Origin of the sequence: Clostridium sp. AF22-10 (assembly GCF_003478725.1) — a bacterium.
Lineage (GTDB): Bacteria > Bacillota > Clostridia > Lachnospirales > Lachnospiraceae > Otoolea > Otoolea fessa.
The window spans coordinates 57,516-70,079 of sequence record NZ_QUFZ01000016.1; the positions used below are offsets into that span (position 1 = coordinate 57,516).

General features: G+C 34.0%; 10 protein-coding genes. All 10 read right to left on the reverse strand.

Annotation, left to right across the window (positions count from 1 at the left end):
- Positions 1 to 7 precede the first annotated feature (7 nt).
- The 10 genes from DWX91_RS11840 to DWX91_RS11885 all read right to left on the reverse strand — a co-directional run bounded on the left by DWX91_RS11840 (position 8) and on the right by DWX91_RS11885 (position 12,408).
- Entirely contained in the window at positions 8 to 1,597 is a 1,590-nt protein-coding gene (locus DWX91_RS11840; RefSeq protein ID WP_107000863.1) for a hypothetical protein, read from the reverse strand.
- A 31-nt stretch (positions 1,598 to 1,628) separates the two neighbouring features.
- On the reverse strand, positions 1,629 to 2,543 hold the full coding sequence (locus DWX91_RS11845; protein ID WP_118471602.1) for a nucleotidyltransferase family protein: 915 nt from the start codon (positions 2,541 to 2,543) through the stop codon (positions 1,629 to 1,631).
- Between the two features lie 98 nt (positions 2,544 to 2,641).
- Positions 2,642 to 3,454: a glycosyltransferase family 2 protein gene (locus DWX91_RS11850; protein ID WP_118471604.1), complete on the reverse strand. Its 813-nt coding sequence runs from the start codon at positions 3,452 to 3,454 to the stop codon at positions 2,642 to 2,644.
- A gap of 152 nt (positions 3,455 to 3,606) precedes the next feature.
- Positions 3,607 to 5,355, reverse strand: coding sequence for a hypothetical protein (locus tag DWX91_RS11855; RefSeq protein WP_118471606.1), 1,749 nt, complete (start codon positions 5,353 to 5,355; stop codon positions 3,607 to 3,609).
- Positions 5,356 to 5,442: 87 nt separating this feature from the next.
- The gene (locus tag DWX91_RS11860; protein WP_118471608.1) at positions 5,443 to 6,234 is read right to left on the reverse strand and encodes a sugar phosphate isomerase/epimerase family protein; all 792 of its coding nucleotides are present in this window, start codon (positions 6,232 to 6,234) and stop codon (positions 5,443 to 5,445) included.
- Positions 6,234 to 8,351: a hypothetical protein gene (locus DWX91_RS11865; RefSeq protein WP_118471610.1), complete on the reverse strand. Its 2,118-nt coding sequence runs from the start codon at positions 8,349 to 8,351 to the stop codon at positions 6,234 to 6,236. Before DWX91_RS11865 ends, DWX91_RS11860 begins: the two co-directional genes overlap by 1 nt.
- Complete coding sequence (locus DWX91_RS11870; RefSeq protein WP_118471612.1) at positions 8,338 to 9,261, reverse strand: sugar nucleotide-binding protein; 924 nt, start codon at positions 9,259 to 9,261, stop codon at positions 8,338 to 8,340. The genes DWX91_RS11865 and DWX91_RS11870 overlap by 14 nt, the downstream gene beginning before the upstream one ends.
- A gap of 9 nt (positions 9,262 to 9,270) precedes the next feature.
- On the reverse strand, positions 9,271 to 10,209 hold the full coding sequence (locus DWX91_RS11875; RefSeq protein ID WP_118471614.1) for a glycosyltransferase: 939 nt from the start codon (positions 10,207 to 10,209) through the stop codon (positions 9,271 to 9,273).
- Positions 10,199 to 11,332 carry an FAD-dependent oxidoreductase gene (locus DWX91_RS11880; protein WP_118471616.1) on the reverse strand — a complete coding sequence of 378 codons (1,134 nt, stop codon included), beginning with the start codon at positions 11,330 to 11,332 and terminating at the stop codon, positions 10,199 to 10,201. Before DWX91_RS11880 ends, DWX91_RS11875 begins: the two co-directional genes overlap by 11 nt.
- Before the next feature lie 161 nt (positions 11,333 to 11,493).
- Complete coding sequence (locus tag DWX91_RS11885) at positions 11,494 to 12,408, reverse strand: nucleotidyltransferase family protein (protein WP_118471618.1); 915 nt, start codon at positions 12,406 to 12,408, stop codon at positions 11,494 to 11,496.
- Positions 12,409 to 12,564 lie beyond the last annotated feature (156 nt).

Sequence of the window (12,564 nt, forward strand, 5' to 3'; positions counted from 1 at the left end):
TTAAATTTTACCTTTCCGATCTTTTATATCGTTCTCTAAAAGTATTTAATCTTGATCTTATATATTGGAATCCATAGAGAGACAATATAATATATAGTGGAATATATGTGAATAAATATCTTGCACGTGCTTCGAAAATTAATTCAAACAGTGTCAGCCCTAAGATGCTTAACATAATCACACATACACGATTGTTTTTAGTTGCATGCCATGCAAACACATTTAAAAATATAATTGTCAACCATATCATCTGTTCAAAATTTGACCATAAAATATAGTATTTTCCGATGTCTCCATATTGTCCCGTATAATACAAACCACGCAAAAACTCACATATTGGTGTCGCTTTCGGAGGAAATACTTCCAAAAAGAATCCACCTTCTGCAGCCCAGCTAAATGTACCATTATAATAATTGGATAATATTTTTCGCGCAAATTGCTGCACCAAGCCTAGTACATGCATATTTTTAATACGATTAATTGCCACATACAAATCTGCTGCGTTTCTTTCTGCACAAGTTGAAAATGATGCAGAAAATTCAACATCCTTATCAGAAAAATTTCCCATATCAGCAGGATTCATACCCATCATAAAATAATGTGCAATTCCAAAAGACATGTTTTTATCAACCGGAAAATTCATCGCCGAAATTCCAACTTTAATTATACACAGCCCCATGAAAGCGCCAAAAATAGCAATCAAATCATTCAAGAAACTTTTTTTCAATTCTCTCTTTCCTGCAACGCAAAATGTTTCAACTAAAATAACTGCAATAAAAACGATAAATGTTTGAGGTTTTATTTTATATCCCACCGTTGAACAAAGACCTATGAAGAACCACACTAACATAGAATTCTTCTTTTTATTATGAATATAAAGATATAAAATCAACGTAGGAAATATCAATGCCATAGAATCCGAATACGGTATAGAAATCCATGGAGATATTCCAGCCAAAAGAACATAAACAACATACCCAAACAGCGAAATTTTTGTATCATCAAATAAATACTTAATTATATGAAATAATAAATAGCCTGTTACGGCATTTAAAAAACATTGAACTGTCAAAATAGCAAAATATTCATAATCATGGAATCCTATATTATGTGCCACAAATCGGATTATAGAGAAAATTTCTGCCAAAAACAGGTTATTAGGGTATCTTGAAAAATACCATTGATAATCATTTGCATTTTGATGGTGTATATATGAATTAGAAAAATTTATTAATTCGGAAGAATCCCACCCTGTATAAAAATAATAATTATACACACAAAAAAGGTTCAAAAAGAAAAACAGTATCGAAACGACTATCATAGTTTTTTTACTGTTTTTAAAGTTAAAACAATTTGCCACAGTATATACTACAGCAAAAAAAATCGTTCCCAAAAACATTAGCACCCATGGCGACAAAAAATTCGCACAAAGAGATTTATTTGCATATTCAATCTTAGGGAAAAAAACACAAATTAAAATTATTATCAAAAATACGGACAGATATATACCCTTTATAATGTTTTGAAATAACATCTTGTAATTCATTTCAGTAGCATTATTCTTTTTTAATAATTTCAACTTCTCAAAAAAATTCATAATCTAAACCTTCTTAATTTTTTATACATTACTACTCCCATAACTGCATCGGATATATGCCAGATTTCATCATAAATCGAAACTTCTCCTGTGCCGGTTCTATATCTTCCTTATATGTAATACCAATCCATCTATCCGATGTATTCAGGACTTTTACAGCCGCCAAATTCTTTTCCAGCAATTCCGCCACAATATTCGGGAGAAGATATTCTTTCTTCTCTGAATTTTCCCCTAATGTATCAAGGAATCTGGCAAATCCTTCATCTATATACCGCAAAAAATCCGGATATCCCGCCCACATATTCATAGATACCATTGCATCTGATGTAATCCATTTGCTGACTTCCGCATTATCGCACTGTATTTTTCCATCCACTATCTGAATTCCCGTTGTCTCAATCACTTTCTCCAGATATCCATTTGCATCTGCCACACAGACACCTCTAGTTACAGCTCCGTTCTCACTCAGCGTGTTCTTCAAAGAAAATCCAGCCATGGCAAGGTTCATCTTCTCTTTATTCTCATTCTCGGAAATCAAGAAATCATGAAGCTTTATAAATGCTTCTTTTCCATAATAATCATCTGCATTAATAATCACAAATGGCTCTTTTACTACATTCTTGCAAGCTAAAATTGCCTGTCCAGTCCCCCACGGTTTCACGCGTCCTGCAGGAACCTTATATCCATCCGGCAAATCTTCTAATTCCTGATAGACATACTCTACTGGCATAACTTTCGATAAGCGATTTCCAATCACTTCTTTAAATTCCGCTTCGATTGCTTTTCGAATCACAAAAACAACTTTAGTAAATCCAGCCGCTTTCGCATCGTAAATCGAAAAATCCATAATAATCCCCCCATTGGGAGCCATCTTTGCAAGCTGCTTGATGCCGGTTCCGAAGCGGGAACCGATGCCAGCAGCCATGATTATGAGCACTGTATTCATATCTCTCCTCAAGCTATTCCTTACTCACTTTTCGCATCTTTTTTAAGAAATATCATAATGTACATGTGACACAAGCGAAAATGGAACACAATATTTTTTTAATTATTAATCTTCTTGTACTTTGGTTTATATACTCCTCTAGCATTTGCAATCAAAATTTTTATTAATTCACTATTGCCCTTAAAGAAACTAATCTTCGTAGGAGTTTTTCCTGTCTTAGGATATGCTCTGGTCACCGGTATCTCACAAGCTTTCATTCCTATCTGTGTAGCACGTACTGAAAGATATGCCAAAAGTTCGTAGGTCATAAAAATGTCTCTTAACGGCTGCACCCGCTTGTCCGTAAGATACCTTGCAGAATACGCTCTATAGGCATTCGTAGTATCTGTAAACTTCTGATGCGCTGTGAGCGAAATAATTGGGGCATGGATTAATTTTACAGATACTGTCCGAATAAAAGGCGTGTTAATCGCTTTGCCGCCTTTTACAAATCTTGAGCCTTGAATAAGATCATAGCCTTCCTTTAATTTCTCTATAAAACGAGGAACATCTTCTATGCTATCTTTATTATTTCCATCAATTGTAATAATCCCTTTGTATCCCCGCTTTAGCGCCCACCAAAATCCCATTCTGAGCTGAGCTCCCTGTTTTCCTACATCCATTTTCACAAGAAGAGTATTAACATCCAGGCTTCTCAGATTCTTTTCTTCCGTACAACCATCAGTTGAACCACCATCACAAATTACAATATCTGCATACTCTGACACTTGATATTTTTTCGCTCTCTTTAATTCTTTGGAAATCCGCTCTCCTTCATTGATAATCGGAATTAGGACAACATAATCTTTTGTTTTTTTTTGATATTCCATACACTCAAATTTAGGAATACCTTTTTGTTTTTCAAATATCATTTTTCTTTTCCTACTTTGTTTTTTTATTTTTTGTGATCTTATTAACCATACTATTTAGATTGTCTACCTCATCTGTACGAACAGTCCTTCTTAGTACAATTTAATTTCATCATATTATTCTGTCGCATTTTACTTTGAAGTAATCTATTTCTTTATTGTATCGAAATGTATGCCGGATATTTACACGATGATGCATCGCCTTCAACGGTAACTTCAATCCATTGACTATCGTATTTAATATCCTGAATAGTAAATTGCCTCTCTCCAGTAGAAACGAATGTTCCGTTTCGTAAATTATTCAATAATTCTTCTTCATAATAAAAAAGCAATACATTACCTACATTTGAATATCCAGAGGTCCAATTTTCATCTGTCAAATCTGCCAAGTTATATTCCTCAACATCATTATTTAATTCCACTATTGTCCCATCATTTCTAAGCTTAATATAAATAAACTTATCAACAGCGACATCATATACTATTGCACCTGTTAATTGATACATATTTCCTGGAGCATCCAGAGTTTTCAATTCGATTGCATAGCGTTTTCCTTTTTGCAATGCAATATCTCTAACCGAATCAATGTCTCCCCATTCATAAATTCCCCTGTTAAATAATAAATTTAAATATCCTCTAACTGAAGCATTTGTTGTCAATACACTATTCCAATAGTTTTGATTAATATATTCAGAAATTTTTTTGTTTGTTTCTCTATAAGTAATATCCCAAATATATTTTGAATCTTTCCTATAATAATTCAAATTTCCAAAACAGCAAATAACTGTGACTATAGCAATAATTATAAATGCTGCTTTATTTCGTTTCTCATAGCTAACCAGTATTTGAGCCACCAACTCACAGATCAGATAAGATAATATAAATACCATCTTCATTCTGTCATAAGAATATGACAATGCATGTTCTTTCATAACAACATTTTCCAAAAGTGGAAAAGCCAAAACAAATAAGATGCATTTATTCTTCAATTCAATTTTTTCATTTTTAATAATATTCCATATTATTAAAAAGAATAGCAAAATCCATAACAACAAAAATGACTTTAAATAACTACCAAATACATCCGTTAATAATGTACTCGAAGCAATATTTCTTGCAAAAAATCTATTTTTTAAAGCAAGAAAGAAATCTGATGCAGCTACTACACTCAAATAATGTACAGTAAACAATCCAAATGACGCAGCTGTGATGGCTCCAATCACAATCGCATTCTTCCAAGCTCTTTTAAGATCGAACTTCCAATCTGAACCAAGTTCAAAAAGAGCAAATCCTAAATTAGCCACATATCCCGTCCATTCGATATATGGGATAATTAGTGTAATTAAATAAAAAGCGATTTTACCTTTCTTAGAGTTTTTAGTTTTATATTGATAGTATGTTAAAAATTGTGCTATTAACATTACCTGCATTATAGATTGATGCCAATATACAATTCCCATTCCATGAAATAGTTCTGGAGAAAAGATATATGTTAATACTCCAATACAAATAATATGCCTTCTCCACTTTTCTGATTTATAAATCGTCTTCAAAAAAAAAGCCCACAAAACTGCAGATATCGCAAATAATAGTGTATTGAAATAGTACAAACTCTTTTCGTTTATCGGCAATCTAAATACTTTTATAAATAAATATGGCAATACAAATCCAGCAGGCGAAAATGAAGTATAATAAAAATTTCCTTCTTTATCCGGTATTGTTGCGCCCCATGAAATCCCCTTATTGTCCACTCCTCCTAAGCTGACTATCGGCAAAAATTTATGTTGACTAATAGGTGTCTCGTCATATGCTTGCATCGTCAATAATGTATGCCAAGTTGCATCTGAATCCAGGTAATTGATTTCACCGCCTCGAAACTTTATTATTGATACCATAATTACCATAAGGATGATTCCAACATAAAACAGTCCTGTAAATGCTTGATTTTTACTTAGACAGCGCCATCTGCCCCCCCCCGAACGCAAGTCTCATCATACTCTATACACCTCCGCAATATATTTTGTTGTTTCTTCAAGTATTTCCGCATTGTCAACTTTCCCCATTTCAATAGACACAAAGCCCATATATCCTTCAGACAACAAGATATCTTTAAGCTTACTATGAATTTCCCTACTTTCGATCGGCTTAAGCCCCGGTTCACTGATATGAACATGGTTGATTAAACCTACATTTCCAACAAGTTCATCTATATCTTCCTGATTATAAATCATTGTTCCAACATCCAGATTGAGCTTAAAACCATCCGAATTTACTTTTCGAATCAGTTCAATCGCTGCTCTGGTATCATTGATATAGTTTGTATTGTAGATAATAGGATTTGCTTCCATTCCAATCACAGTTTCTCTGGATGCAGCATAATCACCTAAGATCTTAAAGAATTCCACACCTTTCGCAGAATCAGCGCCATCCGGTAAATTACGATTTCGCGGGCAGCCGAAAACAAGATTCTTGCATCCGATAACGGATGCAAAATCTATCGCTTTTTTCGTATATGTCACAAGTGCATTAAACTCCTCTTGCGTACCAAATATTTTTTCTTGCCTTCCATACCAAATGGACTGCATTGACGGTACAACGAAACCATACTGTTCCTTTATTTTTTTTGCCCATTCTCCCGCCTCTTTTAAATGGTCATAAGGATTCTCCGGGAAAATTCTAGTCGGGGCAATTTCTAATCCGGAAAAACCATATTTTTTCATCATTTCATAAACACGACTGTCCTGTTTACTTAACCAGCCTATATTTGATATTGATAACTTCATTATTCTATCACCTGATATTCCCTTACTGATACATCATCAAGTTTTTCGTCTGTATATATTCTGATATATCCTGCAACTTCCTCAACATCTGTTATTCTTGTGACACTTCCATCTTGGAGTTGCAATTCCTTTCCTTTAATATAATAATTTTCTAAGTCCAAATTATTTATTAAAAAGCAATTTTCCAAATTACTATAACCACAATTCCAGTCATTATCTGTGTAATCAGAAAGATATAACATTTTCGGTCTTGATATGAATGAACTAGTTTCAATCGTTCTTTCCCAGAAACGAGTATCCCCATAATATTGTCCAAATTCAATCTTTTCCACTTCCTGTTTTGGCATATCCATCACAGCTACCGAATTTTTCCAAAATGATGTAGCTATCTTTATTAATTCGTATTTGAAATCACTATTTATCATATCTCCATCCAGAGGAAAATAATGAAGAAAATATGTGTATATTTCATCTGCTCCAGGCAAATTAACAAAATATAGTTTTCCATCTAAATAATAAACATAATTCTTTCCATTTTCACAAAGCAGAGTTCCCTCCTTCGTTATATTTTTCACTATATTATCCCCGACTTTAGTGTATTCACCATATGTTCCACAGAATGAAACAATTGCTAATATTGGTAACAAGCATATCATAATTTTCTTTAAAATTTTATTTCTAAAACACAAATCAGCAGAGAGCGAAAAAATAATAAGGAACAATAATAACCAAGACGGAAAGTAATACCTAAATTCAAATGATTGTGTATTTAAAATATAAGCACCATAATAAAATACAGCGATGCCAAAACTTGCCTCATATATATTTATATTTTCTTTCTTTCCCCCACACTTAAATCTCCAAATTAATATTAACACTAACGCAACTGTGAACATCAACCATGGAATTCTAAAAATAATCATAAAATTCATAAATGCTAGAAAGAAATCCACATATGCCAAGCGTTGTTTACAATCATTGTATCCAAACTGGCTCATACTATTATCTCTGTTATAGTCATACTCAGCCATCCTAAGAGGTTGATTTATACCAAGGCTATGAGAAATAAAGTTCCATTTTACTTTTAGACAATCCTTAGGCTCTGATATCCATAAATGTATATATTTGCTTAAAACCTTTTTTGTATTTTCCGATTTTGAAACATCTTCCGTATTAAAAGGATTTCCCCACCAAATATCATTAATCGAAGAATATTCTCCAGTATATGAATTATTAGCTACAGCCGTAGCTGTCGCTTCTTTCCCAAATACATCATCTAAATATGTAATGTATTGGCTCTGTTTTTCTTCATCCATCGACTGGATAGTAGATACCATTTCCCAAATTAATGATCCTGCATATGATGACATAGTATCAATATTCAATGCTTTAGGAACAGCCAATGCCATAATAGTACCAATGCATATTGAACAAATTATCATTGTAGACTTAATTACTTTTCGTTCCTTTAGAATTACTATTAAAATTAATATAGGAATTATTGTAAATGCATTAGCCCTATATCCAAGACAAACATATGATGAAAATATCAGTAATACTATAGTAATGATTTTGTCAAAGTAACTACTTAAAGAGTCCCATTTCCATACTAACAGCAATATACCCATAATTGCCGTTACACAACCAACGCTTGCCTCATAATAAACTCCAAAAGCCCATAAGACCGGATTTAATGTAATACAGAGCCGGTTCCATCTTCTATGTCCCTCATTTGTTAAACCATCACCCATTATATATGTCGAGAGGAACAATAAAAAACACTGAACAAACGTATACAAAACAACACTTCCGACAATCTGTTCAGAAAGCAAAATGAAAAATGAAGGCGTAATCGTGAGCCAAGAAGCTAAATTTGTCATAGATACATTTCCAACATTAAATGCATGAATGGCAGTTTTCAGTTCAGATGTCACACCTATTCTCGCATATGAATCTGAATACATAATTCCCGGATATGTTAATATGGTCAAAAATATAGCAATCAAGATGGATATTAACAGCATTCCTTTATTCTCTAAAATCCAACGTTTATATTTTGATTCATTTATCTCCTGTTTGAACCTTTCAGAAATATTGTAAAATTTAAGCATATACATGTATAAACTCCCAGATCTGTTTCAACACTCTTTTCTTTCTAATAATATATCCGTTACTTCCTCCATATGTTCTGTCATAGATGGTTCTATAATCATAATCCGCCGGTACACTACCCAGTTCGTTAGTAAATTTTTCTCCTGTAAGATATTCATAAACTTCTCCAGCTGATACCGGTTCCGTGGCTGGATGCCATAATTTTATTCCTTTTGAAAGTGCAATATTAATATCTCTCCAAAGATTTCCCAGATTATAGAACTGATATCTGCTTCGACTGTCTGTGAAGTTAAGTGCCGAAAATCCGAGCTGTCTAAACTTTTCTTTCAGCATTGCCTTATCTTTCTCTAGAACATTCACCTTATAAAAACCATTTTCCTGCAAAACATAAAATTTTGTTAATTCTGGATCACGCTGTGCTAATTCTTCAATTTTTTCTTTTTTTAACATGAACGGAATCACATTCATAAAATCATAGATAAAATTCTTTTTAATATTCTTTCCAAAAAGCCCCGGAAGCCTGATAATCAAAGCATCCGGATAATTTTTTCTAACCCAGAGTTCTAATTGGTATCGATTGTATCCATAAGCATGAAGATTTTCTGTGTCAATGACAGAATCCTCATCAACCGCTTTTGGTGTCTTAAATACATCTATCGTAGATATAAGTACCAATTTTTTGGGACTGATCTTCTTTATATTCTCCTCCGCCTGATAAATTAACTCCATATCTTTTTCCGGTGCATTATTCGCCAGATACTTTTCAGCTCTAAGCCCCGCATAAATCAATAAATCCGGATATGTCCCATACGCATCCTCTATATTTTTCGAATTATAAACCGAGTCAATTTCCTTACCTGCTGCATCATAAATATTGCTTCCTACAAAGCCCGTATATCCCACTAGTGCCTTCATTTCATTCTCCTATTTCGTCAATTTTTCTATTCCCTCAAAACTATAATGTTTGCGTTTGAAAACCAGTTCTACGATCAACTGTAAATATTTAATAACAATGGTCAGGATTCCGAAAAGTCCAAAGAACGCAACCGAAAGGAACAGAACCGTCGTCGTCCATCCTGCAACTGGATTTGCCGTTGCATAAATCACAACCGAATAAACACTCATAAATAATGACATAAGCATCATTAATGCTGTCATAATCTTCGAAAAACTATATCCCATCTCTGTAAATAATATCAATGTATCAATCGCAAGCCCTGAACGATATCCTTTTTCCTCTTTATCAAAAGCCTGTTTTCCCGATTCGATTGTCTGATATTTGATATTGTCTGTTTTTAATCCACTATTTGCATAAATCGCTTTCCGGTACGGTACTGTTTTATTCATTGAGCTGATTCGGTTAATAACACGTCTGCTCAGTACACAAAAACTCTCCGTTCCCATCTTATAATTTAATGTCGTATAATGGTTAAAAACTTTATAAAAGAGTTTCGAAGTAAACCTTTCCTTTCTGTCTGGGGAAGCGCTTACAATGTCAAATCCTTCCAGAGAATGGCGATAAATTTCCATAATCACCCTTGGTTCAAAATCGAGGAACGTATTATCAAACTCGAACACAAAATCACCGATTGAAAGATCCACCCCCGCATTCATTGCAAGTTCCAATCCATGAAAATAGCTCATATTCACAACTGATACACTTGTATTAGATGCCTTTTTACTTGTTTCCTTAATAATATTTAAAGAACGATCCTCCGAAGCATCATTCACACAGATAATTTCAGAATGCTCAAAATTATCCTCCATCGTTTTAATTATCATATTCAAAAAATTTTCAATTCTATTTTCTGCATTATGCACATAAATAACGGCAGATGCAAAATTCTTCTCTTTATTCATCATCACTAAGCACCTCATCTAAATCATATACTGTATTTATCTTCCCCGACAAAACCCCAACAAAAGTTGGTTTTTCGGAGTATTTTCGAATAACGGTAGGTCTTGAATCATCAATTTCTGAGCTCATCAGAATCGGTTTCATTGAAAACAATGAGCTTCTATATTCAAATCCATAATCATCCAACATATATTTACGTGCCAAATTTGCCATGTACGGAAATGCCGTTACCGGTTTGGCCAAACAGTCATTACAATTTCCCAGATGGAACGTAGAACAGTAACCGCCACTTCTCTCCTGACACTCAAATATAGGAACCGCATCATAACTTGTGGTATGCGGTGTAAAGGTTACAGACGTAAGCGAATGAAAACCTGTCTTACCAAACGGCATAATGGAGAAGAACGGACCATCCATTACTGTAAATCCTATATCCTTCAATTTATCATTCACATCGCAAAGAATGATCTCGCACAACTCGTATTTTATACTAAACTTTTCAAATCCAACCATATCAAGGATCTGATTGGTTCCCGCATATGTCGCATTTAATACAAATCCTGATTTATATCTCTCTTTAGTATCTGTATTAATAACATAAGCATCTTGAAGTTTTTCAATGCTGATAATATTCACACCATATTTTATTTCTACGTGACCAGGAAATTTTTTCAACTCTTCCAGGAGATAATCCTTTAATATCATAGCATCGTATGTATATTCCCGAGTCCGAAATACCCCATCACACATACCTTCTTTAAAATAATTTCCGGGATTCAATTCTTCGCAGGGAATATTCGCTGCTTTGCAAAAAGCCTTGAACTGCTTACCGTCCGACCAGGAATATTGGCTAGATGTTGCGTATATCTGATCAAACTGCTTATTCACACAGAAAGCATAATCCTTATTAAACCGTTCAAAATATCCTGCCGACTTCATCGCGGTTGAAATTGATCTGGGATAATGATATCCTTGATGAACTCGTGCCTGATTAATATAGGTTGCTCTCCTAAAAGGAGTCGGGTCGCACTCCAAAACGATGACGTGCTGCCCTCTTTTTGCACAAAATAATGCAGAATAAAGTCCATATAACCCTGCACCAATAATTATCTTATCGTACTTTTCCATCCTCTCCGCTCCTTATGCCCATTTTTATTGCTTCTACAGATATCATAAAACAATGGATCTCTGCTAAAATAAAAAACAGTGACATCCTTTTTGTCACTGAAAATAAATAGATTAAATTATTTTGTAAAAACTACTTGCTAATTTTTTTCTTGGATTTAAAATTACTTCCATAAGTTTACCGGATACAGGTCCTTCTCTATCATTAATGAAAAACCTTTCTGTGCCGGTTCAATATCTTCCTTATATGTAATCCCAATCCACCTATCAGATGTACCTAAAACCTTTACCGACGCAGCTCTCTTCTCCAATAACTCCGCCACAATATTCGGAAGCAGATATTCCTTTTTCTGTGGATTGTCATTCAGTTTATCTAAGAATCCAGAAAATCCCTCATCTATATACTGAAGGAAGTCCGGATATCCGGCCCACATATTCATAGATACCATCGTATCTAATGTAACCCATCTACTAACTTCTTCATTATCACACTGAATCTTCCCATTTGCGCTCTGAATTCCCGTTGTCTCGATAACTTTCTCCAGATATCCATCTTTATCTGCTACACAAATGCCTCTCGTAACAGTTCCATTCTCACTCAAAGTATTTTTTAAGGAAAATCCTGCCATCGCAAGATTTATCTTATCTTTATCTGCATTTCCTGAAACTAGGAAATCATGAAGTTTTACAAATGCTTCTTTCCCATAGTAATCATCTGCATTAATAATCACAAATGGCTCCTTCACAACATCCTTACAAGCCAGGATCGCCTGTCCTGTTCCCCATGGTTTTACACGTCCTTCCGGAACCTGATAACCTCCCGGCAAATCTTCCAGTTCCTGATATACATACTCTACCGGCATGACTTTTGATAAGCGATCTCCAATCACTTCTTTAAACTCTGCCTCGATAGCCTTTCGAATTACAAAGACAACTTTTGTAAATCCCGCTTCTTTCGCATCGTAAATCGAAAAATCCATAATAATCTCCCCATTGGGAGCCATCTTGGCTAACTGCTTGATACCGGTTCCGAAGCGGGAACCGATACCTGCCGCCATAATAATAAGGGTAGTTTCCATTTTTCCTCCGTAAATAATCCATTTCTATACTCATCAAAAATTCATATATGTATTTTCATTGCTGTTTAATATTGTCATTTAATTATTTTATCTATTAAATTTTCATACTCTTCTATTATATATTCCATATTAATTTTTAACCGAGTTATATTTTTC

What these genes read in the sequence shown, in the direction of transcription:
- DWX91_RS11845 (WP_118471602.1), bottom strand. Translation starts at nt 2,543, where the DNA reads ATGAATACAGTGCTCATAATCATGGCTGCTGGCATCGGTTCCCGCTTC.
- DWX91_RS11865 (WP_118471610.1), bottom strand. Translation starts at nt 8,351, where the DNA reads ATGTATATGCTTAAATTTTACAATATTTCTGAAAGGTTCAAACAGGAG.
- DWX91_RS11860 (WP_118471608.1), bottom strand. Translation starts at nt 6,234, where the DNA reads ATGAAGTTATCAATATCAAATATAGGCTGGTTAAGTAAACAGGACAGT.
- DWX91_RS11880 (WP_118471616.1), bottom strand. Translation starts at nt 11,332, where the DNA reads ATGGAAAAGTACGATAAGATAATTATTGGTGCAGGGTTATATGGACTT.
- DWX91_RS11875 (WP_118471614.1), bottom strand. Translation starts at nt 10,209, where the DNA reads ATGATGAATAAAGAGAAGAATTTTGCATCTGCCGTTATTTATGTGCAT.
- DWX91_RS11850 (WP_118471604.1), bottom strand. Translation starts at nt 3,454, where the DNA reads ATGATATTTGAAAAACAAAAAGGTATTCCTAAATTTGAGTGTATGGAA.
- DWX91_RS11870 (WP_118471612.1), bottom strand. Translation starts at nt 9,261, where the DNA reads ATGAAGGCACTAGTGGGATATACGGGCTTTGTAGGAAGCAATATTTAT.
- DWX91_RS11885 (WP_118471618.1), bottom strand. Translation starts at nt 12,408, where the DNA reads ATGGAAACTACCCTTATTATTATGGCGGCAGGTATCGGTTCCCGCTTC.
- DWX91_RS11840 (WP_107000863.1), bottom strand. Translation starts at nt 1,597, where the DNA reads ATGAATTTTTTTGAGAAGTTGAAATTATTAAAAAAGAATAATGCTACT.
- DWX91_RS11855 (WP_118471606.1), bottom strand. Translation starts at nt 5,355, where the DNA reads ATGGTAATTATGGTATCAATAATAAAGTTTCGAGGCGGTGAAATCAAT.